20 protein-coding genes and 3 tRNA genes are annotated in these 22,337 nt (G+C 62.7%); 11 read left to right on the top strand and 12 right to left on the bottom strand.

Going from position 1 to position 22,337, the window contains the following annotated elements; all coding sequences use genetic code 11:
* Positions 1-14: 14 nt before the first annotated feature.
* Complete coding sequence (locus BLR77_RS06400; protein WP_074676037.1) at positions 15-1,139, bottom strand: methyltransferase; 1,125 nt, start codon at positions 1,137-1,139, stop codon at positions 15-17.
* Positions 1,140-1,208: 69 nt separating this feature from the next.
* Here BLR77_RS06400 and BLR77_RS06395 point away from each other — a divergent pair, with 69 nt between their 5' ends.
* Positions 1,209-1,985 carry a ferredoxin--NADP reductase gene (locus BLR77_RS06395; RefSeq protein ID WP_074676036.1) on the top strand — a complete coding sequence of 259 codons (777 nt, stop codon included), beginning with the start codon at positions 1,209-1,211 and terminating at the stop codon, positions 1,983-1,985.
* Here BLR77_RS06395 and BLR77_RS06390 read toward each other — a convergent pair whose 3' ends face one another.
* The gene (locus BLR77_RS06390) at positions 1,986-3,011 is read right to left on the bottom strand and encodes a CNNM domain-containing protein (RefSeq protein ID WP_074676034.1); all 1,026 of its coding nucleotides are present in this window, start codon (positions 3,009-3,011) and stop codon (positions 1,986-1,988) included.
* 197 nt (positions 3,012-3,208) lie between these two features.
* On the opposite strand from BLR77_RS06390, the gene BLR77_RS06385 reads away from it, so the two are divergent.
* On the top strand, positions 3,209-3,457 hold the full coding sequence (locus BLR77_RS06385; protein ID WP_074676033.1) for an HP1242/YdcH family protein: 249 nt from the start codon (positions 3,209-3,211) through the stop codon (positions 3,455-3,457).
* Between the two features lie 68 nt (positions 3,458-3,525).
* Positions 3,526-3,804, top strand: coding sequence for an HP1242/YdcH family protein (locus BLR77_RS06380; RefSeq protein WP_074676031.1), 279 nt, complete (start codon positions 3,526-3,528; stop codon positions 3,802-3,804).
* 76 nt (positions 3,805-3,880) lie between these two features.
* On the opposite strand, the gene BLR77_RS06375 is transcribed toward BLR77_RS06380, so the two are convergent.
* On the bottom strand, positions 3,881-4,375 hold the full coding sequence (locus tag BLR77_RS06375) for a GNAT family N-acetyltransferase (RefSeq protein WP_074676029.1): 495 nt from the start codon (positions 4,373-4,375) through the stop codon (positions 3,881-3,883).
* 91 nt (positions 4,376-4,466) lie between these two features.
* Here BLR77_RS06375 and radA point away from each other — a divergent pair, with 91 nt between their 5' ends.
* Positions 4,467-5,825 carry a DNA repair protein RadA gene (gene radA / locus BLR77_RS06370; protein ID WP_074676027.1) on the top strand — a complete coding sequence of 453 codons (1,359 nt, stop codon included), beginning with the start codon at positions 4,467-4,469 and terminating at the stop codon, positions 5,823-5,825.
* A 183-nt stretch (positions 5,826-6,008) separates the two neighbouring features.
* Positions 6,009-6,155: a hypothetical protein gene (locus BLR77_RS25580; protein WP_169716322.1), complete on the top strand. Its 147-nt coding sequence runs from the start codon at positions 6,009-6,011 to the stop codon at positions 6,153-6,155.
* A 3-nt stretch (positions 6,156-6,158) separates the two neighbouring features.
* Here the strand turns inward: BLR77_RS25580 and BLR77_RS06365 are convergent, their stop codons facing one another.
* Entirely contained in the window at positions 6,159-6,530 is a 372-nt protein-coding gene (locus tag BLR77_RS06365) for a PilZ domain-containing protein (RefSeq protein ID WP_074676024.1), read from the bottom strand.
* 165 nt (positions 6,531-6,695) lie between these two features.
* On the opposite strand from BLR77_RS06365, the gene BLR77_RS06360 reads away from it, so the two are divergent.
* The gene (locus BLR77_RS06360) at positions 6,696-7,202 is read left to right on the top strand and encodes a DUF3015 domain-containing protein (protein ID WP_074676023.1); all 507 of its coding nucleotides are present in this window, start codon (positions 6,696-6,698) and stop codon (positions 7,200-7,202) included.
* A gap of 194 nt (positions 7,203-7,396) precedes the next feature.
* Here BLR77_RS06360 and glyA read toward each other — a convergent pair whose 3' ends face one another.
* The gene (glyA, locus tag BLR77_RS06355; protein WP_074676021.1) at positions 7,397-8,650 is read right to left on the bottom strand and encodes a serine hydroxymethyltransferase; all 1,254 of its coding nucleotides are present in this window, start codon (positions 8,648-8,650) and stop codon (positions 7,397-7,399) included.
* A gap of 150 nt (positions 8,651-8,800) precedes the next feature.
* On the bottom strand, positions 8,801-12,952 hold the full coding sequence (locus BLR77_RS06350; protein WP_174578061.1) for an EAL domain-containing protein: 4,152 nt from the start codon (positions 12,950-12,952) through the stop codon (positions 8,801-8,803).
* Between the two features lie 465 nt (positions 12,953-13,417).
* On the opposite strand from BLR77_RS06350, the gene ettA reads away from it, so the two are divergent.
* Positions 13,418-15,082 carry an energy-dependent translational throttle protein EttA gene (gene ettA, locus BLR77_RS06345; RefSeq protein ID WP_021487981.1) on the top strand — a complete coding sequence of 555 codons (1,665 nt, stop codon included), beginning with the start codon at positions 13,418-13,420 and terminating at the stop codon, positions 15,080-15,082.
* A gap of 119 nt (positions 15,083-15,201) precedes the next feature.
* On the opposite strand, the gene BLR77_RS06340 is transcribed toward ettA, so the two are convergent.
* The gene (locus BLR77_RS06340) at positions 15,202-15,534 is read right to left on the bottom strand and encodes a PilZ domain-containing protein (protein WP_074676019.1); all 333 of its coding nucleotides are present in this window, start codon (positions 15,532-15,534) and stop codon (positions 15,202-15,204) included.
* Positions 15,535-15,543: 9 nt separating this feature from the next.
* Positions 15,544-17,868: a DUF1631 domain-containing protein gene (locus tag BLR77_RS06335; protein WP_074676017.1), complete on the bottom strand. Its 2,325-nt coding sequence runs from the start codon at positions 17,866-17,868 to the stop codon at positions 15,544-15,546.
* A 206-nt stretch (positions 17,869-18,074) separates the two neighbouring features.
* On the opposite strand from BLR77_RS06335, the gene BLR77_RS06330 reads away from it, so the two are divergent.
* The 3 genes from BLR77_RS06330 (at position 18,075) to BLR77_RS06320 (ending at position 18,317) form a co-directional block, all read left to right on the top strand.
* Positions 18,075-18,150, top strand: a tRNA-Asn gene (locus tag BLR77_RS06330).
* Between the two features lie 9 nt (positions 18,151-18,159).
* Positions 18,160-18,236, top strand: a tRNA-Pro gene (locus BLR77_RS06325).
* 5 nt (positions 18,237-18,241) lie between these two features.
* Positions 18,242-18,317 (top strand) — tRNA-Lys (locus BLR77_RS06320).
* A 274-nt stretch (positions 18,318-18,591) separates the two neighbouring features.
* On the opposite strand, the gene BLR77_RS06315 is transcribed toward BLR77_RS06320, so the two are convergent.
* The 4 genes from BLR77_RS06315 to BLR77_RS06300 form a co-directional block, all read right to left on the bottom strand.
* On the bottom strand, positions 18,592-19,893 hold the full coding sequence (locus BLR77_RS06315; protein ID WP_074676016.1) for an NAD(P)/FAD-dependent oxidoreductase: 1,302 nt from the start codon (positions 19,891-19,893) through the stop codon (positions 18,592-18,594).
* Positions 19,894-19,956: 63 nt separating this feature from the next.
* Complete coding sequence (locus BLR77_RS06310; RefSeq protein WP_074676014.1) at positions 19,957-20,130, bottom strand: DUF3094 domain-containing protein; 174 nt, start codon at positions 20,128-20,130, stop codon at positions 19,957-19,959.
* 24 nt (positions 20,131-20,154) lie between these two features.
* Positions 20,155-20,703, bottom strand: a complete 549-nt coding sequence (locus tag BLR77_RS06305; RefSeq protein ID WP_074676012.1) for an MOSC domain-containing protein — start codon at positions 20,701-20,703, stop codon at positions 20,155-20,157.
* Positions 20,700-21,329 carry a DUF1780 domain-containing protein gene (locus BLR77_RS06300; protein WP_074676011.1) on the bottom strand — a complete coding sequence of 210 codons (630 nt, stop codon included), beginning with the start codon at positions 21,327-21,329 and terminating at the stop codon, positions 20,700-20,702. The genes BLR77_RS06305 and BLR77_RS06300 overlap by 4 nt, the downstream gene beginning before the upstream one ends.
* Before the next feature lie 242 nt (positions 21,330-21,571).
* Here BLR77_RS06300 and BLR77_RS06295 point away from each other — a divergent pair, with 242 nt between their 5' ends.
* Complete coding sequence (locus BLR77_RS06295) at positions 21,572-22,261, top strand: energy-coupling factor ABC transporter permease (protein ID WP_074676010.1); 690 nt, start codon at positions 21,572-21,574, stop codon at positions 22,259-22,261.
* Positions 22,262-22,337 lie beyond the last annotated feature (76 nt).

Genomic DNA, 22,337 nt, shown 5'->3' with positions numbered 1-22,337 from the left:
GCGGTCCTGCGGCGCTACTTGGTCGCCTTGAGCACCACGAACTTCGGGGTGGCCGCCACCTGCTCGACGCCGCGGAACAGGCGTTTGAGCTTGGCGTGATAGCCCAGGTGGCGGTTGCCGACTATCCACAGTTCGCCGCCTGTGACCAACGCCGCGCGGGCCTGCTGGAACATGCGCCAGGCGAGGAAGTCGCCGACCACCTGCTGCTGGTGGAACGGCGGATTACACAGCACCAGATCCAGCGAGTCGGCTGGCTGTTCGGCCAGGCCGTCGCTGGCGCGGATCGTCACCGGGCGCTCGCCGAGGGCCGCCCGCCAATTCTCCTGCGCCGACTGCACCGCCATGTACGACTCGTCCACCAGGGTCAGCTCTGCTTGCGGGCTGCCCAGGGCGTAGGCGATGCCGAGCACGCCGTTGCCACAGCCCAGATCGGCGACGCGCACAGGGCCCAGGTGGCGTGGCAGGTGTGGAAGAAAAGCGCGGGTGCCGATGTCGAGACCGTCTCGGCAGAACACGTTGGCGTGGTTGATCAGCTCCAGCGCCGGTTTATCCAGGCTGTAGCGGGTGGGGTAGGGCGAGTGCGGCGTGGCTTTGGTTTCATGCGCGGCAAGCAGCAGGCGGGCTTTCTTCACCGCCAGCGAAGCCTGCACCGGGCCGACGTATTGTTCCAGCAGATCACCTGCGGCGCGTGGTAGGTGCTTGATCATCGCGCCTGCCACCACACGGGCGTTCGGCGCCAGTTGGCCATGCAGGCGGATCAGTTGCTCCTCCAGCAGAGCCAGGGTCTTGGGCACGCGAATCAGCACCCAGTCGAACGGTCCTTGCGGCGTTTCGCTGCTCGGCAGAAAGGTTACTGCGTCGCCACTCAGGCCATTGCTGGCGAGGTTCTTCTGCAGGGCGAGAAAGCCCAGGTGCGAATCGCCGCTGCTGGTCACCTGGCAGTGTCCGGCCAGCGAGCAGGCGAGGGCGCCGAAGCTGTCGTTGAGTAGTAGCACCCGGCTGGTGGGTGCGATGCCATGCTCATGAAGATGATGGAGCAGGTATTCGTCGGCGGCGTCGAAGGCTTGGAGCGGCTCGTTCGCCTGGTGCGGCTGACGCTGCAGGTCGAGGCTGGCGAAGGGAGTTTCGAGAGTAGGCATGCAAACCTTCGGTGTTTGTCGCTGGCCGTTTGCGCCAGACTGAGCGGGTATTCGATGAAGGGGGCGATTATGACCGTCAGTGACGACAAGTTCACCCGTCAGACGCTACTCGAGGTGCACAGTCTGACACCGAGTCTGTTCACCCTGCGCACCACCCGCGATGCGGGCTTTCGCTTCCGCGCCGGGCAGTTCGTGCGCCTGGGGGTGGAGCGAGCAGACGGTTCGGTGGTCTGGCGTGCCTACTCGCTGGTGTCCGCACCGCATGACGAGCATCTGGAATTCTTCTCCATCGTGGTGCCGGGTGGCGAGTTCACCAGCGAGCTGAGTCGCCTGCGCGTCGGCGACAGCCTGCTGGTGGAGAAAATGGCCACCGGTTACCTGACCCTGGATCGTTTCGTCGACGGCCGTGACCTATGGTTGCTGGGTAGCGGTACCGGTATCGCGCCGTTCCTGTCGATCCTGCAGGACTTCGAGGTGTGGCAGCGCTTCGCGCGTATCGTGCTGGTGTACAGCGCACGTACCTGTGCCGAGTTGGCTTACCAGCCACTGATAAGAAGCTTCGCCGAGTTGGAGCACTTGGCCGAGTTCGCTGACAAGCTTACCTATCTGCCGGTGGTCACTCGCGAGCAAGCGCCGGACTGCCTGAATGCACGCATCACCGAGCTGCTCGACAATGGCGAGTTGGAGCGCGCCGCCGGGCTTGGGCTGACGCCTGAGCATTCGCGGGTGATGATCTGCGGTAACCCGCAGATGATCGACGACATTCGTCAGCGCCTGAAGGCGCGCGGCCTGAATCTGAGCCTGACCCGCAGGCCGGGTCAGGTGGCTGTGGAGAATTACTGGTGATCAGTCTTCGCGGATCGCCTTGAGCCGATGTTCCCAACGGCGCTTGGCGAAGCGGCGCATGTTGGGGATATCGTCGGTCTCGTCGAGGATCGGCTTGCCGATGATGGTTTCCATGATGTCTTCCAGCGTCACCAGGCCGCGCCAGCTACCGAACTCGTCGTACACCAGGCACATGTGCTGACGTTCCTGCATGAGCAGGGTCATCAGGTTTTCCACGTTCATGCTTTCCGGCACGACCTTGAGCGGCTTCATGATCTGGGTGATCGGTTCGCCGTCGTTCTCGGCCGCCAGGGCGTCATAACGGAACACCACACCCAGCGGCGACTCGTCTTCGCCGATCACCGGGTAACGGGAGAACTGGCTCTCGCGGGCACGCGCCTTGAACGCGGCGATCGATTCATCCGGCGCCGCAGATTCACAGACGATGCGCGGCGTCATGATGTCGCGCAGGCGAATTTCGTGCAGATCGAGGATGTTGCTGATCACCCGCTGCTCGTCTTCGTCGAGCTTGCCCACTTCGCGGCCAAGCAGGGTCAGCGCCTTGATCTCCTGGCGAATGTCGTGCTCCGGCTCCTTGCCGCCGAACAGACGCATGATCAGGTCCGACATGACGATGAACGGCTTGAGCAGCAGGATCATTGCTCGCAGCAGGCTCGGCAGGATGGGTGCCAGAGTACGCCAGTAACGGGCACCGATGGTCTTCGGCAGAATCTCCGAAAGCACCAGGATCAGCAGGGTCATGACCGCCGAAGCGATACCCAGATAACCGTCACCGAAGACGATGGCCACCTGGGCACCGACACCGGTCGCACCGACGGTATGGGCCACGGTGTTGAGGGTCAGGATGGCCGCCAGCGGCTGGTCGATCTTGTCTTTGAGCTCTTTCAGCCTTTCGTACAGCTGCGGTTTTGCGACCTTCTGCTGAGCGATGTAACTGGGCGTGAGGGAGAGCAGGGCGGCTTCGAGGATGGAACAGATGAACGAAACCAGAATGGAGAGGACAGCGAACGCTATCAGGAGTGTCATGTAGAGGGATAAGTGGCTAATGGCCGGTCAATTTAGCGTAAGTGCAGTGGAAAAAGCAGAAAAGCTGCAACATTTCATTTCGGAGTGCTGGCGCGGCTGGAGTTCGCTGCCCGGTGTCTTGCCTGCCGATGTTTCACTGGCTGCACGTAGCCCAGCTTCGACTAGGCTAAGAGAACCATCTCTGGGGAGAGTCCTCCATGCCGCTTGAACATCACCCGCTCAATCGAGAATTTCCGCAACAGCACGATGCGTTACGCAAGTTGATGCAGAGTGACCCGCACTTTCCCCACCTGGCCAGCGAATATGAAGCCTTGGACAAGCGCATCTATGAAATCGAGGATGGCCGCGAGTCTGCCGATGATCTCACCCTGCAGGGGCTCAAGCTGCAGCGGGTGGGACTCAAGGACGAGATCGCCGAGCTGCTGCGCAAGGCGGGCAGTGCTTGATCCTGATCAAGTGAGCGGGCGACGTGTGGCGCTAGGCTGGAGCCATCTTCCTTGTCAGAGGCTTCATCATGCACGTCGACCACCATCCGCTGGTTCATGATTTCCCCGAACTGCGCAACGAACTGCAGCGTCTGCGCCAGAGCGATGAACATTTCTCTCGCCAGGCCGAAGAGTACGAAGCGTTGGACAAGCGCATCTGCCGTATCGAGGACGGTATCGAGTTGCTCGATGATGTCACTCTCAGTGCGCTGAAACTCAACCGCGTAGCGATGAAGGACGAGCTGGCGCGCCAGCTCAAACGTGCCGCGGGTCAGTGCTGCGGTTGTGGCAATGGCTGCAAGGGCTGAGTGTTAGGAGCCGGCTGGCCGGCGATGTTTGTGCAAGGCTGAACGCCCGCAAGCGGGCTCCTGCGCTCAGACGTTTTCAATGCACGGGCGGGTTGATCAGATAAGTGAGCAGCCCGTCCGCCTCTTCTTCCGTCCACACCGGGCGCGCCGGTCTGGGCCATTCGCTCAACAGCGGCTGCCAGAACGCGCAAGCCAGCTCATCCTGACGATAGAAACGCAGCAGCCACGGGCTGCCGTCGCCCATTACCTGCTGCACCAGCGCGCGACCGATGCCGTGGCGGCGATACTTTTTCAGGATGAACAGATCGGCGAATTCCGGCGCATCGATACCCGGCAGGTCGCTGCGCTCGATCAGCAGAAAGCCGGCGATGAAACCATCGGCGAGGATCAGCTGCGCACTCCAGCCCGGTTCCTGCCAGTAGCGTTGCAAGTGTGGTTGGTGGATGTAGAAGCGTCCGTCCGTCTCTACATCCTCCTGCTCCCAGTCGGAACTCTCGTAGGCGTAGAACTGGTAGAGGTTGGCCAGCAGCGGCAGCTGTTCGGCGCTGGTGGGTAACAGTTGGATCTGCATATGAGCATTCCGGGCAGAGTGGTGTGGTCTGTAAATTTATCCAGTTGTTCGGTATCGTTCCAGCCTTCGTTCAGCGGCAGGATTGATCGCAATGGCCAAGGTAAAACGCATGTACGGCTGCACCGAGTGCGGCGCCACCTTTCCCAAATGGGCAGGGCAGTGTGGTGAGTGCGGCGCCTGGAATACCTTGGTCGAAGCCGTGGTCGAGGGCGCCACGCCCAGCGGGCGCACTGGTTGGGCCGGCGACAAGGCCAATATCAAGACCCTGGCTGAAGTCAGTGTCGAGGAAATTCCGCGCTTTTCCACCGCATCCGGCGAGCTGGATCGGGTGCTCGGTGGCGGCCTGGTGGATGGCTCGGTGGTGCTGATCGGTGGCGACCCTGGCATCGGCAAGTCGACCATCCTGCTGCAGACCCTGTGCAATATTGCCACGCGTTTTCCCGCCCTCTACGTCACCGGTGAGGAGTCGCAGCAGCAGGTGGCCATGCGTGCGCGCCGCCTGGATCTGCCGCAGGACAAACTCAAGGTGATGACCGAAACCTGCATCGAGTCGATCATCGCCACCGTGCGCCAGGAAAAGCCCAAGGTCATGGTCATCGACTCGATCCAGACCATTTTCACCGAGCAACTGCAGTCTGCCCCCGGCGGCGTCGCTCAGGTGCGCGAGAGTGCGGCGCTGCTGGTGCGCTTCGCCAAACAGAGCGGCACGGCGATCTTTCTCGTCGGCCACGTGACCAAGGAAGGCGCGCTGGCTGGCCCGCGCGTGCTGGAGCACATGGTCGACACCGTGCTGTATTTCGAGGGCGAGTCAGACGGTCGTCTGCGCCTGCTGAGGGCGGTGAAGAACCGTTTCGGCGCGGTCAACGAACTGGGTGTGTTCGGCATGACCGACAAGGGCCTGAAGGAAGTTTCCAACCCCTCGGCGATCTTCCTCACCCGCGCTCAGGAAGCCGTGCCAGGCAGTGTGGTGATGGCCACCTGGGAAGGCTCGCGGCCGATGCTGGTGGAGGTGCAGGCCCTGGTCGACACCAGCCACCTGGGCAATCCGCGCCGCGTCACGTTGGGCCTGGATCAGAACCGCCTGGCCATGCTCCTGGCGGTGCTGCACCGCCACGGCGGCATCCCGACCTATGACCAGGACGTGTTCCTCAATGTGGTCGGCGGGGTCAAGGTGCTGGAAACAGCCTCAGATCTGGCGCTGATGGCGGCGGTGATCTCCAGCCTGCGCAACCGGCCGTTGCAGCATGACTTGCTGGTGTTCGGCGAGATCGGCCTGTCCGGCGAGATCCGTCCGGTGCCGAGTGGTCAGGAGCGTCTGAAAGAGGCGGCCAAGCATGGCTTCAAACGCGCTATCGTGCCTAAGGGCAATGCGCCCAAGGAAGCTCCGCCGGGCTTGCAGGTCGTCGCTGTCACGCGTCTGGAGCAGGCGCTGGATGCATTGTTCGAATAAAGAAAGTCGCGGCTAAAGCCCCTCCCACAAGTGCCCTGAGTCCACTGTGGGAGGGGCTTTAGCCGCGATCCGGGCATGCGGCGTTCTGCCGCGATCAGGCACCGGCGAAAATTGACTGAGATCAACAGGTAGCAAGCTATCGGCGCGCAGCATGAAGGCGTATCCACTGAAGGAGACACCATCATGTTCCTGTTCTTCGATTTCTTTTCCCGGGCTTTCAACTTCGACGCCAAGGCCGTTGAGTCGCGCGATGCACGCCGTCAGGCGCAGCGTATCCAGGCGCGTCGCCAGCGTCGTGAACAGGCTGAGGCTGCCTGTCTGCGCCACTGACGGCTAATCGTCTTCGCCCAATGCCGCCAGTTCGCGCTCCAGCAGCTGTTCATCGCCGAGGTTGAGTTCGACCAGGCGGCGCAGGTGGCTGATGGACTCCAGATCGATATGGCGGCAGACGAAACCAAGAGACTGCGGCTGGGTGCGCGTCAGCACCACTTCCATCTTCACCTTGGCTTCGTCACCCAGTTCGATAAGGGCTTCGAAGGGCTGGTTCGGGTCCCCGTTCCAGTCACGTGGGGTTTTGACCAGCAGGCCCTTGAGTGAAATATCGTGCAGAGCTGCCGACCATTGCCGCTCACCTTGAGCAATCACGGTGGGGGCGTCGAAGGCGATGCGCTGAAAGCGCCGACGCTCGTTGGCTGATTCACTCATGCCTATACTCCTGAAGGATTTACATCACTATAGCCAAGGCTATTGAGCCTGTGCTGCAGACCTGTGCCCTGGCGCACAACTGAGATATATCAGTTTGACAGGTGGCCAAGTCTCGCCAAAGCTCCTTGTGTAGTTTTTATTACTCGATATTGCGGAGCGACACATATGAGCAAGCGACTGCTAGGCAACGGTTTGGTCTTCGGCCTGTTGAGCATGGCCAGTGTTGGTGCATTTGCCGACGCTGCAGGTGGCAATGGCTGTGGTTGGGGCAACATGCTGTTCGAAGGGCAGCGTGGCATGGCGCCGCACTTCCTGGCCACCACCACCAATGGCACTTCGGGTAATGCCACTTTCGGTATGACTTCCGGTACCAACGGTTGCGACACCAGTGGCGCGCTGGGCTACAACGGCCGCTCCATGCTGGCGATGAACGGCATGCTCGACTCCATCGCTGAAGACATGGCGATGGGCCAGGGCGAAGCGCTGGACGCCTACGCCACCTTGCTGGGTGTGGAGGCTCAGGATCGTGCGCATTTCGCCAAGGTCACTCACGACAACTTCGGCAGCATCTTCAGTAAAGCCGACGCCACCAGTGAGCAGGTGCTGGCAGCCACGCTCGAGGTGATGAGCCGTGACGCGCAGTTGGCGCGCTATGTGAAACAGCCGGCGTAGGCGGTAAAGCCCGCTTCGTTGTGGGTGCGCATGGCACACCCTACGGCCCGCGGAGTTCAGTAGGGTGCGCTGTGCGCACCGGCTGTATCCCGTGCACGACAAGGAAATCTAGAAGGCAAAAAGAAGCCCGCCAAATCGGCGGGCTTCTTCGTTTCAGGCATGCAGGCAGGTGGTTTTTCAGCAGCCTGCTAGCCTCAGTTGCCGTAGACCGGGAACTTGGCGCACAGGGCTTTGACCTGCTCGCGCACGCGGCCTTCGACTTCATCGTTGCCGATATTGGCCAGCACTTCGCAGATCCAGCTTGCCAGTTGACGGCATTCGTCTTCCTTGAAGCCGCGAGTGGTGACGGCGGGGGTGCCGATACGCAGGCCGGAGGTGACGAACGGCGAACGCGGATCGTTCGGTACGCTGTTCTTGTTCACGGTGATGAAGGCGCGACCCAGAGCGGCGTCGGCATCCTTTCCTGTGATGTCCTGCTTGATCAGGCTCAGCAGGAACAGGTGGTTCTCGGTGCCGCCGGAGACCACGTCGTAGCCGTTGTCGATGAACACCTGGGCCATGGTCTGGGCGTTCTTGATCACCTGAGCCTGGTAGGCCTTGAACTCAGGCTGCAGCGCTTCCTTGAAGCACACGGCCTTGGCGGCGATGACGTGCTCCAGCGGGCCGCCCTGGCCGCCCGGGAATACTGCGGAGTTGAACTTCTTCTCCAGCTCCTCGTTCTTGCGTGCCAGGATCAGGCCGCCGCGCGGGCCGCGCAGGGTCTTGTGAGTGGTGGTGGTGACCACGTCGGCGAACGGCACCGGGTTCGGGTACAGGCCGGCAGCGACCAGACCCGCCACGTGAGCCATGTCAACGAACAGGTAGGCACCGACCTTGTCGGCGATGGCGCGGAAGCGTGGGAAGTCCAGCACCTGCGAGTAAGCGCTGAAGCCGGCGATGATCATCTTCGGCTTGTGTTCGATGGCCAGGCGCTCGACTTCGTCGTAGTCGATCAGGCCCTGGTCGTTGATGCCGTACTGCACGGCGTTGTAGATCTTGCCGGAGAAGCTGACGCTGGCGCCGTGGGTCAGGTGGCCGCCGTGGGCCAGGCTCATGCCCAGCACGGTGTCACCGGCGTTGAGCAGGGCCATGTAGACGGCGCTGTTGGCCTGGCTGCCGGAGTGCGGCTGGACGTTGGCGTAGTCGGCGCCGAACAGCTCCTTGGCGCGGTCGATGGCGAGTTGCTCGACCACGTCGACGTACTCGCAACCACCGTAGTAACGCTTGCCCGGATAACCTTCGGCGTACTTGTTGGTCAGCACGCTGCCCTGGGCTTCCATCACCGCCGGGCTGGTGTAGTTTTCCGAGGCGATCAGCTCGATGTGCTCTTCCTGGCGCTGAGCTTCCTGCTCCATCGCGGCAAAGAGTTCGGCGTCATAACGAGCGAGGTTCAAATCACGGCTGAACATAGCAATCCCCTGAAAACCAGTTGGGCGGAAGAAATAGGCGGCGGATTCTACCGCAAAGGTCGCATTCAGGCATATGAAGGTCGGTCATGAGCCTGACAAATGGCCTTCATGCTGCTGGTGCGCAAGGGGCGGCCAATCTGCCTTGTGGCGTTAGCTCAGCATGAACAGCGCTGCACCGCTGAACTGGGCTGTGAGCTGACGTGCAGGCATAGGCCTGCCCAGTAGGTAGCCCTGTACTTCGTCACAGCCGTGTTCACGCAGGAAGTCCAGCTGCGCATGGCTTTCCACGCCTTCGGCGATCACCATCATGTTCAGGCTGTGTGCCATGGCGATGATGGCGCGGGCGATCTGCGCATCCTGTTCGCCGTCCGGCAGACCGTCGACGAAGCTGCGGTCGATCTTCAAAACGTCGATGGGGAACTGCTTGAGGTAGTTCAGCGACGAGTAACCGGTGCCGAAATCATCCACGGCGATGCACAGGCCCAAGTGCTTGAGTTCGCTGAGGGTCTGCATTGCGCTGTCCACGTCGCGCATCAGGATGCTTTCGGTCAGCTCCACTTCCAGGCAGGCCGGAGGCACCTCGGTTCTGGTCAGAATGGCGGCGATGCGCGTCGTCAGATCGCCTTCGGCGAACTGCCGGGCCGACAGGTTGACCGAGATCTTGGGGATGCGGATCTTTTCCTCATGCCAGGCCTTGAGCTGTCGGCATGCTTCCTCCAGTACCCACTCACCGACCTGCACCACCAGGCCGAGCTCCTCCAGCACCGGGATGAATTCATCCGGCGGTACCAGGCCGCGTATTGGGTGACTCCAGCGCAGCAGTGCCTCGACGCCGGTCAGGCGGTGGCCGTCGCCGGAAAATTGCGGCTGGTAGTACAGCACGAACTGGCCCTGCTCCTGGGCGTGGCGCAGGTCGCTTTCCAGTTCCAGGCGTTCCAGGGCGCTGGCGTTCATGTCGGCCTGGTAGAACTGGAAGTTGTTCTTGCCGCGTTCCTTGGCGTGATACATCGCAGTGTCGGCGTTCTTCATCAATTGGCTCAGCTCGTTACCGTCCTGCGGGGCGAGGGCGATACCGATACTGGCGGTGACGAAGAATTCACGTCCTTCGAGGACGAAAGGGCGCGCCAGGCTGGAGAGAATCTGCTCGGCGACATGAATGGCGCGATTCAACGCGCCCTCACGGGTGGCACGCGGCTGCAACAGCAGGGTGAACTCGTCGCCGCCCATGCGTGCCACGGTGTCGTCGCCGTCGACACAGGCTGACAGGCGCACGGCCACGTCCTTGAGCATGCGGTCGCCGGCGGCGTGACCGAGGGAATCGTTGATCGGCTTGAAGCGGTCGAGGTCGAGGAACATCAGCACCACCCATTCGTCATGCCGTTCGGCATGCTGCAGGGCGCTGTGCAGACGATCCTGGAACAGGGTGCGGTTGGGCAGATGGGTCAGGGCATCGTAGTAAGCCAGGCGATGGATGCGCTGTTCGCTGGCCTTGCGTTCGCTGATGTCGCTGAAGAAGCACACGTAGCTGACCAGGTCGCCTTCCTCGTCATGCACCGCGGTGATGCCGACCCAGGCCGGGAAGTTTTCGCCACCCTTGCGTTTGAGCCACACCTCGCCCTCCCAGCTGCCGCGCTGATTGAGCTGGCCGAGGATGTACTGCAGGTGCGCCGCCTGCTGGCGGTCGGCGGTGAGCATGCCTGGGAGCTGGTCGAGCACCTGACCCGCGGAGTAGCCGCTGACACGGCTGAACGCCTTGTTGACCTGCACGATGTAGCCGGCCGGGTCGGTCACCAGGATCGCGGCGTTGGAGTGCTCGAAGACCGTGGCGGCCATGCGCAGGTCTTTTTCCGCGCGGCGTTGCTGGCTGATGTCGCGGCCAACGCCAAGGATGCCTTCGAAGCGACCGTTCTCGTCCCACATCAGCACCAGACGCAGTTCCACCGGGATCTTGTGGCCGTCGGCACGCAGGCAGTCGAACACGAACAACTGATCCGGCAGCTCTTCGCGCAGGCGGTTGAGGCGGTCCCGCTCGCCGAGCGAATCGCGAATGCGTTCGAGCAGCAGGTAGAGGCTGGCGAGCTGCTGCGGGTTGGCCGCCAGACCTTGCAGGCCGTTGGCTGTCACCCATTCGGCGTTGTAGCCGAGCATGGTCTCCACCGAGGGGCTGACGTAGTTCAGGACCAGGCTGTCGTCGGTGGAGACAATCACGTCGCTGATGCTTTCCGCCAGCAGGCGGTAGCGTTGCTCGCTGTCACGCAGCGACTGGTTGCGTTCGATCTGTTCGGTGATGTCCTTGGCCACGCCGATCAGGCGGCTGACACGACCGCGGCCATCGCGTGCCAGCGCCTGCTCACGGATGCTGAACCAGCGCCAATGGCCGTCGCGGTGACGCCAGCGCAGCACCGATTCGAGCAACAGGCCGTCGCCGACCACTTTCTGCAGGTTGCGGATGCGCCAGTAGTATTCGCTGTCGTCCGGGTGCAGTACCTGCTCCCAGAACTCCCCGGCCATTGCCTTGAGCTCGCCGACGCTATAGCCCAACTGCAATCCGAGACTGTGGTTGCTGAACAGGACCTGCCGGTTCTGCATGTCATGCACGTAGAGCAGGTCGGGGACCGAGCGAACCACCTCGGACCAGAAGCGTTCACGCTCGATCAGCGACAGCTCGATGCGCTTGCGGCTGGTGATGTCGCTGATGCTCAGGGTGACGGCCTGATAGTCCTGGAGCATCTCCGGCAGGCGCAGCACCAGCCAGACGTGCCGCTGCAAGCCTTGTGCGGTGACCAACTGGGTTTCCAGTTCCATCAGGTTGGGGCCTTCGAGCACGGCCACGGCCAGGCGGTAACGCAGATCGTCCGGCTGCACCGGGCCGTTGTCGATCAGTTGCTGCCAGGCCTGTTCGGTGGACTTCACCCCGAGCAGGTTGAGCGCCACCTGGTTGGCCTCGGTAATACGCAGTTGCTCGACCAGCCGTTGCTGATGCCCTGCATCGGCCTGCAACCAGCGCTGCAGGCCCGCCGCATCGCGCAACTTGTGCTGCAGCAACAGGCCGCGCAGGCCGGAGAGATCGAGTACGCAGAGGGCCACGCCCGTGCCTTCGAAGATGTCCTGATAGCGCCTGCGGGTTTCCTGCAGTACGCGCATGGCCTGCTGTTCATCGGTCACATCGCGCAGCACCCAGACGTAACCGGCATGGCGCCCGACCTCGCTGATATCGCTACGGGTCACGGCGAACAGCCGCGCGCGCCCCTCGCTTTCGACTCTGATCAGCTCCGGTCCCAGGTCGCTGCTCAGTTGTGGGCTGTTGAGCAGCAACGGGTCGAGATCGGGCAGCAGATCTAGTAAATGGAGCTCCCCGGCCGCTTCGCTGGTAACCCCGAACAGTGCTTCGGCCTGCGGGTTCAGGTAGCGCAATTTGCCGTCGGCCTGAGTCACCAGAATGCGTTCTTCGACAGCGCCGAGTGCACTGGCGGCCTGGCGCAGCGAGCGGCGTGATTCGGTATTCAGGCGCTGCAGGCTACGTTGCTCGCGTTGCAGGCCGTACAGGGCCAGCAGAGTAAGCAGGGTGCACAGCGCGAACAGCAGGAACTTGCCGGCCAGGGTCGGCATCAACTCGTTGCCGGCGCGGTCTGCATCGAACAGGGCGCGCAGTTGCCAGTCGCTGCCGGGCAGGGTGATCAGCTCCAGGCTTTGCGCCTGTTCTGCGGCTGTAACCGGGGCGATGATGCCGCCTGCCTGCTGCAGGTCGTCGGCGCGCGCTATCACGCGGTGACTGAGCAGATCTTCGAGCAACCATGCGTGCTCGCTCCGATGCTGCTCGCGCAGCCAGCCGCGCAGCGCACTGGTGCGCATGCGCAATACCCGGTGACTGTCGTCGGGCTGGCGCAGCAGCAGGTAGAGCGCACCGCCGTCCAGTGCGCTGAAGGCGAAGTGATAGGGCGTCGCGCCGCTGCGTTGCTGCTGGTTGCGAATGAAACTGAGGTCGCGCGACTCGCTGGCACTGTCGGCCAGCAACTGCCCGTTGGCGTCGAGCCAGGCCACGCTGTTCAGGGTCGGGAAGATGCTGCGCAGTGTCGTGACCAACTCGCTGCCGTCGCCAGCGCGCGCTGGGCTGCTTTGCAGCATCGCCTGGCCTGCCTGCGCCTTGAGGCGCATGTTCAGGCTCAGGTGCTTGGCCAGTTGGGCGCTGTAGCCCTGGCTCAGCTGCTTCTGGGTATCGAGCAACTGGCGATATTCCTGGGTCAGCTGCCAGGCCAGCAATACCAGTATCCCCAGCACCAGCACCACCAGTGCGCGGCGCAATGCTGCGCGCGACTCGCCCGGAGAAGAGGAAGGCAGGGATGAGGGAGTCGACACGTTCTGTGAACCTGCAGCCAGTGCTGGGCTATCTTAAGCTTTGAGACGCGCAGGCGTGCTGGCGTTCGCGCGAGCCGGCTAGAATGCCTGCAAACGTGGCCAAGTGCCAGCTGTGCCGACGAACGTCGGTTTGCCCTGCCACGCACATTCCGGTAGTTTTGCGTCGCGCGCGTGAACTGTCCGCGCGGTACTTGGCGTTCGCTCCGGCAGGGGCTAAGGTCTCTGCCAACGCCCCGCCGCAGGCCTCATAAAAACTGCCTGCAGCCGGTAATACGGCGGCCAGGCCGGCACACACCAGCGGTTTATCACCAGGTAGACTGCCGGCGTTGCCAGTATCGTCACTCGCAACGTTGTCGCAGTGTCTGCAAGGCCCGCCATTTTCAGCCCTCATTCTCACCAGTCAGGTTCTCCATGGCTCAGTACGTCTACAGCATGCATCGGGTCAGCAAGGTCGTCCCGCCGAAGCGTGAAATTCTCAAGGACATCTCCCTGTCATTCTTCCCAGGCGCCAAGATCGGCGTGCTGGGCCTCAACGGTGCCGGTAAGTCCACGCTGCTGCGCATCATGGCCGGCGTTGACACCGAGATCGACGGCGAAGCCCGTCCGATGCCGGGGATCAAGGTCGGCTACCTGCCGCAGGAACCGCAGCTCGACCCGAGCAAGACGGTGCGCGACATCGTCGAAGAGGCCGTAGGCGAGATCAAACAGGCCCAGGCGCGTCTCGACGAGGTCTACGCCGCTTACGCCGAGCCGGACGCCGACTTCGACGCCCTGGCCGCCGAGCAGGCCAAGCTCGAAGCCATCCTGCAGGCTTCCGATGGCCACAACCTGGAGCGTCAGCTGGAGGTCGCCGCCGATGCCCTGCGCCTGCCGGCCTGGGATGCGAAGATCGAGCACCTGTCCGGTGGTGAAAAGCGCCGCGTGGCGCTGTGTCGCCTGCTGCTGTCGGCACCCGATATGTTGCTGCTGGACGAACCGACCAACCACCTGGATGCCGACTCGGTGGCCTGGCTGGAGCGCTTCCTGCACGATTTCCCCGGCACCGTGGTGGCCATCACCCACGACCGTTACTTCCTCGACAACGTGGCTGGCTGGATTCTCGAGCTGGACCGTGGCCACGGCATCCCCTACGAGGGCAACTACTCCGGCTGGCTGGAATCGAAGGCCAACCGTCTGGCCCAGGAAGCCAAAGCCGAGGCGTCGCATGCCAAGGCGATGAAGGCCGAACTGGAGTGGGTACGCCAGGGCGCCAAGGCACGTCAGTCGAAGTCCAAGGCGCGCCTGCAACGCTTCGAGGAAATGCAGTCGCAGGAATTCCAGAAGCGCAGCGAGACCAATGAGATCTACATCCCGGCTGGCCCGCGTCTGGGTGACAAGGTCATCGACTTCCACAATGTGTCGAAGTCCTTTGGCGATCGCGTGCTGATCGACGACCTGTCCTTCAGCATTCCCAAAGGCGCCATCGTCGGCGTGATCGGCGGTAACGGCGCGGGTAAGTCGACCCTGCTGCGCATGATCACCGGGAAGGAACAGCCGGATTCCGGAACCATCGAGATCGGTGAGACCGTACAGATCGCCAGCGTCGAGCAGAGTCGCGAGATGCTCGAAGGCAACAAGACCGTGTGGGAGCAGATTTCCGACGGCTTCGACATGATCAAGGTCGGCAACTACGAGGTGCCGTCGCGCGGTTACGTCGGGCGCTTCAACTTCAAGGGCGCCGATCAGCAGAAGTTCGTCAAGGACCTCTCCGGTGGTGAGCGCGGTCGCCTGCACATGGCGCTGACCCTGAAGCAGGGTGGCAACGTGCTACTGCTCGACGAGCCGTCCAACGACCTCGATGTGGAAACCCTGCGTGCGCTGGAAGAGGCGCTGCTGGACTTCCCCGGCGCCGCCGTGGTGATTTCCCACGATCGCTGGTTCCTCGACCGTATCGCCACGCACATCCTCTCCTACGAGGACGACGGCAAGGTCAACTTCTTCGAAGGCAACTACACCGAGTTCGAAGCTGACCGCAAGAAGCGTCTGGGTGATGCTGCCGCGCAGCCGCACCGTGTGCGTTACAAGAAGCTGGCGTAAGCCACCATGCGATATCCCGGTGTTACGCCTGGATAAAAAACGGAGCCTTCGGGCTCCGTTTTTCGTTAGAGATGGTGCGCATCTGTAAGCGCTCCTGCTGATTGCACTGCTCTAAGGGCTTACAGCTTTGCCAGCAGACTTTCCAGCGCCTTGGCCTGATCTTCGGCCAGATCGATGATATGAAAGCCGGCCCAGCAATGCTGGCCGTCGGCGCCAGGGCGGCTCCACAGGCAATCGGCGCCCAGGTGTACTTCCTGTACCGCATCGCTACCTGAGGTGCACACCAGGCGGCATTCCAGCACAGCATCGGCGGTGTGCGGGGTGTCGCTGAACAGCATGAAGCCATCGGCGGACAGGTCGACTATCCGGCCCAGGCGCTGCCCGCTGTTCAGGTCGAAGACCTCCAGCTGCATTTCGGTGCCATGGCGGCTGTGTTGACGACGCTCTTCCATGGGAGTTCCTCAGCGGGGTTCGGCCGTGCGCCCAGTGAAGCGCTGCAGCACACGGTAAATGGCAGTCAGCGCACGATCCATCAGCGGAGTCGCGCGTTCGGGTGTCACGATGCGGGCCAGGCCCTTTTCCATCTCGCTGGCCAACAGGGTCAGCGGCTTGATCGCCACGCGCTGGCCGCTGTGGTCGACGAACATGTAGTTGTGCGTGGTCGGGCTGAACCAGGAAAGCTTGAGCACGCGGGTCTTGCTGCCCTCGACAAACTCGAACCAGGTGCCGAATTCGACGCTGGCCAATTCCTTGGCCAGGGCTTGTGCGCGTGCCGAGAGCTTGCTGCGCGAAGGCGCCTGGCGAGCCAGGTCGGCATCCTCACCGAGCATGGCGCCCAAGGGGCTTTCTGGCAGGGTGGGTTTGAGCTGGGCGGCCAACTGCGGTTGTTTGGCCTGCACGGCATGCTGGCAGGCCACCAGGTCCTGCAGCAGGCGACGGATGCCGTCCTCATGGTAGCCGCCGAGCAATTCAAGGCCCTTGCGCAGGTCGCTGAGCATGGGCACGCGCTGTTCCTGCAACTGCAGCACCTCGGCCTCGCCCAGCGGCGTGCCGCTCCAGGCCAGCTGTTCGGCGACTTCGCAGGCGCGCTGCCACTCCGTACTCTGCTCGCCATGGCGCAGCAGAACGAAGACCAGCACATCGGCCCAGGTCAGTTCGAGGAAATTGCGGATGATGGTTGGCAGATCGCGCTGCCCGACGCAGCGCTGAACCACCTCAAGCGCCTGCTCGCGGGCCCCCAGTAGACGATCACGGCCCTTGGCTGCCTCGACCGCGCGGCGTTCGCGCAGCTCGACCTTGTGGCGCAGGGTGGCGACGTACTCGTTGAACTCGTCGATCAGGCCGTCAAACAGCCCCAGATCACCGCTGAAGCCGTGGATCACACGCTCGACCACCCATTGCATCTTGGCCAGCAGGCTGCGTTCGTCACCTTCGCTGCCGTACAGCACGCCTGCCTGGGCCATGGTGTTGAGCAGGCGCCGCGCCGGATGGTGGTGCTGGGTAAACAGCGCCTTGTCCTGCAGCGCGATTTTCAGATAGGGCGTATGCAGGTGCGAGAGGGCTGTCTTGCAGGCGTCCGGCAGATTCTCGTCATCGAGGATGAAGTCGAACAGCATGCCAACCAGGTCGATCACGTCGGCTTCCTGATCGGACACCTTACTGTCGCCGGGCAGGCTGCTGTGCGATTCCAGCTGCTGCTGCAGGTCGGCCTTGAGGCCTTCAACGGCCTGCGGCTGATGCAGGCGTTGGGCCAGTTCGTGGGCCGACTGCTGTTGCATGCGGTTGAGCGCAGCGAGCAATTCGCTGGCGCTGTAGGTGCGGCTGGCCTCGCGCGGTGAGAAGCTGATGATGCTCCGTGTGCCGCCCAGGAGAGGGGCATCCGGATGGCTCTGGCGGTGCTCGTCGAGCAGGCTGGACAGGCCGCTGAACAGCGCGCCCGGATCGCTCGGCGGCGGTGCGCTGAGGTCCAGGTCGAGCAACGCCGGCTCTACGGGCGCTGGTGTCGTACCCGGCCTGCCCGGTGCTCGCTGTTGGGGCGTCGGGGCTTCTGTGGCGGGCGCATCGGGGCGGCTGACGCTTTGACTGACCTGCGCACTGTACTTGAGGTTGGGCAGTACGCCGGCATCGATCAGGCGCTGGTTGAGCGCAGCATAGAGCGAATCGAGGCTCTGCATCACATGGCGATCGAAGAGCATGTAGAGGATGGTCTTGATCTGCAGTGGGAAGGGGCAGGGCGCCAGCGCATCGCGAAACGCCTGGGCGATGGCCTGCGGGCCGAAGGGGTTGTTGTCCTCGCCGAGCTTCTGGCCGTTGTTGAGCAGTGCCAGGCGTTGCTCCAGAGCGAACAGCGGCTGGGTGCAACGTGCCTTGACCCGGCTGACCATATTGGTGACTTGCAGGGTTTCTTCGTAATCCTCGTTCTGCACCAGGGCCAACTGCTCGGGGTCCAGTTCGGCTGGCGTCTGATTCTGCAGCTTGCCGTCGAGAAAATCGGAAAAATTGTTGGCGATGGTCTGGTGGTAGCTGCGCTCGATCTGCGGGCGTTGCCGGCGGATCTCGCGCATGTTGTCGAAGAACAGCGTCTGCACCTTGTTGTTCTCGGCTTTCTCGGCGCATTCGAACAGAGTGTCATCGACTTGACCGAATACGCCGCTCAGATGCTCCGCCAGGCGATTCATCACCAGTTTGCGGCAGGCTTGTACCAGGTCGCTGAAGCGCGGCTGTATACCACGGCTGGCGAGGCTGACCACCTTGGGATGAATGGGGGGCTTGTCCTGGTTGCTCATGGACTGTCCTGGCTGGCGTCGTCGGCTGGCGCGTCCTGCGTCGTGCCGCAGTTCGATGAAACATATAGTAGTCCATGGCTTGCCTGCAAAGCATTGTCGTAAAAGCAGTTTGCAGGGGTTGACAGGGAAATTTTGCTACGTAAAATGGCGCGCCTCTGAAGCGGTAAAGCGAAAGCCGAAGCGCAGCAGAGCTGGAAGACCGAAGTTCCGCGATAGCTCAGTCGGTAGAGCAAATGACTGTTAATCATTGGGTCCCTGGTTCGAGTCCAGGTCGCGGAGCCAACTTCCTATCGGGGTATAGCGCAGTCCGGTAGCGCGCTTGCTTTGGGAGCAAGATGTCGGGAGTTCGAATCCCCCTACCCCGACCATTTTTGGGTCGTTAGCTCAGTTGGTAGAGCAGTTGGCTTTTAACCAATTGGTCGTAGGTTCGAATCCTACACGACCCACCACTACAACGAACAAGCCCGCCTAGTGCGGGCTTTTTCGTTTCTGCGTCTCACGCGGTGCTTGGCCGGCTCGCATTGTCCCGGTCGCGCTGGCCGGTTCGCACAGGTGCGTCATGCGCACCACGGGCGATCGGCTGTCTTGCAAAGGGGAATTCCAACATTTTCCATGCGGGCGCTTCAGCTCGTAGGGTGGGCTTTAGCCCACCAGCGGTGATCGACGTGGGCTGAAGCGGATCGCCGCCCGGCCCACCCTACAGTCTTGTAGTCTGCCACTGCTTCAATGCAGCTTCAGGCGCGGCTCGGTGCTGCGTCCGATGCGGTCGCTGAGCATCAGCAGCAGGGTGCGTGGCACGCCGTAGAGGGCCATCTGGTGCATGCGGTACAGCGACACGTAGAACACCCGCGCCAGCCAGCCTTCGAGCATGACGCTGCCGGTCAGGTTGCCCATCAGATTGCCGACCGCGGAGAAGCTCGACAGCGAGATCAGTGAGCCGTAATCGCGATAGCGGTATTCCGGCAGCGGCTGGGCGCTGATCTTCAAACGTAGCGACTTGGCCAGCAGCGATGCCTGCTGATGCGCTGCCTGGGCGCGTGGCGGCACGTTGCGGCCTTCAGTGCCAGGTTGTGGGCAGGCTGCGCAGTCGCCGAAGGCGAACACGTCGTCATCGAGCGTCGTTTGCAGGGTCGGACGAACCTGCAGCTGATTGATACGGTTGCTCTCCAGGCCGTCAAGATCCTTGAGGAAACCGGGGGCGCGGATGCCGGCCGCCCAGACTTTCAGACTGGCCGGGATGAAGTTGCCGTCGGCGGTTTTCAGGCCATCGGCAGTCACTTCGCTGACGGCCGCGCCGGTCAGCACGGTAACGCCGAGCTTCTCCAGGGTTTGATGCACCGGGCGTGCGATGCGCTCTGGCAGCGCTGGCAGCACGCGTGGGCCCGCTTCGATCAGAGTGATGCGCATGTCTTCGGGGCGAATGCGGTTCAGGCCATAGGCGGCCAGTTGCTTGGCAGCGTGGTGCAGTTCTGCTGCCAGCTCGACCCCCGTGGCACCGGCGCCGACGATGGCAATGTCGATCTTCGAACCGTCTTCGCTTTCGTTGGCGTGCGCGCGCAGGTAGTGGCTGAGCATGCGGCGGTGGAAGCGCTCAGCCTGCGCGCGGGTGTCGAGGAAAATGCAGTGCTCGGCGGCACCGGGGGTGCCGAAGTCATTGGTGGTGCTGCCGACTGCGATCACCAGGCTGTCGTAGGCGATGCGACGCTCAGGCATGAGCACCTGGCCATCGTCGTCCAGCATCGGTGCCAGGGTGATGCTCTTGCCGGCACGGTCGAGGCCGGACATGCGCCCGAGCTGGAACTCGAAATGGTTCCACTTGGCCTGGGCCACGTAGTTCAGTTCGTCTTCCGAGGAGTTCAGCGAGCCGGCGGCCACTTCGTGCAGCAGGGGTTTCCAGATGTGGGTGAGGTTGGCGTCGACCAGAATGATTCGGGCAGCGCCACTCTTGCCCAGTTTTCTACCCAGGCGGGTGGCCAACTCCAAACCGCCGGCGCCGCCGCCGACAATCACGATGCGATGGGACATGGATATTGCTCACAAGGCTTTGAAAAAGACGGTGTGAGTGCGAGAGGGCGAGCGCAAGGCTGCTCATAGCACCAGTCGACTCAGAAAGCGGCTCAGCAGACCCAGGCCAATGGTCACGACCATGACCACCGCCAGCAGGCGCCAAACGCGAAACGGCTGACGTTCGACCTGATGCTGCGGTGCGCTCAGGTACTGGTCGACTTTCTGCTGGTCTTCGGGGCTCAGGCGACTGGTCATGGGCGGGCCTCTGCTTGAATGCGGCTATTCTAGGCGTGCCCGCCAGCCTTGGCGAGCGTCGTTGTCCTGCGGGTCAGATAATGCGTCAAGGGTTTCCACTCTTACGGCGTCCTCCAGGCGGATGATGCCGCCCTCGATCACGCGAGCGGTAATACCGCCATGGCCACGCATGGCCTGGAAGGTGCCGCGACCAAGGCGTTCTTCCAGACGGGCGCAGGGTTGGCACCAGCCGGTGGTTTCCAGCAGCGCCTGACCAATGCGAAAACGCCGGCCTTTGAGGCTGAACAGATTGATGCCGGCGACCGCGATGTTGCGGCGCAGCTCGCTGGGCGGCATGGGAGCATCGCGGCCGAGCAAGGCGGCAACGACAGCCAGGTGTTCCCACTGAATCAGCGTGACCTGCCGCGCATTGCGTGGCCCGGGGCGACTGTGATCGCCGGTCAGGCCGGCTTCACGCCGCGCTTCCACGGCTTCGACTTCGAGCATCGCCTCACGCGCCTTGGGACGCACGCCTATCCAGCGCACCTGGCCGACCTGCGGCACCTCGGCGAGCAATTCCTGCAAGGGGCTCACAGGCCGATACCGATGTCGAACAGCAGGCTGCGTCCGAGGTTCTGCCGCAGAAAATCCGGCGCGTCAGGGTGAGCGAACAGCACACGGGCGAAGCGCGGACCAACCAGCGACAGCGAACGCCAGCCTTGGCGCAGGTATTCAGTGGGGGGCGGGAAGTGGCTGTTGCAGTCGAGTACGGCGCGCTTTAGGCTGACGAAGGCGACCAGATCGAGCTCACCTGGATCGATCCCGCGCTCGCGGTAGTTGTGCGCCTTCTTGCGTAGGGTCGGCGCCAGGCGTGCCTGCATTTCGCTGGCCGGGATGCGTTTGGGGCGCGCTTCGCGGCGTACCAGCTGGCTCAGGGAAAAGGCGCTGCGTCGCCGCTCCAGTTCGGCGCGCCATTCGTCATTTAGGCGCCGGCCTTCATCGAGTACGAAAAACACTTCGAAGTTGGCGTCGCGAAACAGCACGTCCGGCGGCTCCTGGCCGCTGGGCGTGAAATCATCGCTGTGATGGCGCACGTTCAACGCCTGCAGCAGGCGCTGACAGACCCAGCGCTCGCGCTCCCACTTCTTCGCGTTGGAGAGAAATGCGTTGGCCTGTTCGGCCTGATGCGTCAGCAGGCGCAGGTAATCGGAATCGTCCATGGCCGAAGCTTAGCCGTAGCGCTGGCCTGCATGCCAGCGCTGATCGAGACTCGAACGCCGAAGGCGGCCGTCATTCTCGCGCAGAGCCTGTCCTCGAAGTGTTTCTAGTCGGGGGCGGGGATCCGGCGGCTGCCATGAGGCATGAATGGAATTTCCCACTACTGTTTTGCTCTGCTGTCAGACTCGCTGCGAGTGCCGGTGTAGACTGCCTTGCACGGCGATGAATGAGAGGGTGTGTACGCATGATCGCTTCCAACCTGCTGACGTTCGCTACCTTGTTGGGTGGCTGGTTGGTCTACGGGCTGGCGCTGCTCTGGGCAGTGGCGCGGGCGCCCTGGGTCGAGCTGTTCAGTGACCTGCGCCGCCAGCATCTGCTGTTCGGCACCATGCTCGCGCTGTTTCTGCTTTGGCTGGTGCGCCGTGATTTCGACTCCGGACTTTCCTATCACTTCATCGGCATGACCGCCGTGACCTTGCTGCTCGACTGGCCACTTGCCGTACTGGCAGGCCTGGCAGCGCAGCTTGGCTTGCTGGCTATCGGCCGCATCGATCTGGCCTCGCTCGGCATCAATGGCGTGCTGCTGGTGCTGATTCCGGTGTTGGTTACCGAGCTTTGCGCAATCCGTGTAGAGCGTGCGCAGCCGCGTAACCTGTTCGTCTACATCTTCTTCTGCGGCTTCTTTCCAGCAGCGTTGGCGACATTGATGACGCTGCTCGGCGGTCTTGCCCTGTTGTGGATGGACGGGCTGTTCCCCATGCCGCCCTGGCTGGACGACTTTGCCGGCTATCTGTGGCTGGTGGCGTTCCCCGAAGCATTTATCAACGGCACCATCGTCACCGCGCTGGTGGTGTTCTATCCCGATTGGCTGGAAACCTTCAACCGCAGTCGTTACCTGCAGGCGCCCTGGAAGGAGGGTGATCACAGCGAGTGAATGGCGTTCTATCGACCTATTGAATGGTGCTGACAGAATTGATCCTGATCAAGGATCAGAGTGGGTCCGCCGCCAT

This window comes from Ectopseudomonas alcaliphila, from assembly GCF_900101755.1.
Taxonomy (GTDB): domain Bacteria; phylum Pseudomonadota; class Gammaproteobacteria; order Pseudomonadales; family Pseudomonadaceae; genus Aquipseudomonas; species Aquipseudomonas alcaliphila.
Note: the sequence above shows the minus strand (reverse complement) of the source record. Positions and strands in the feature narration are given on the sequence as shown.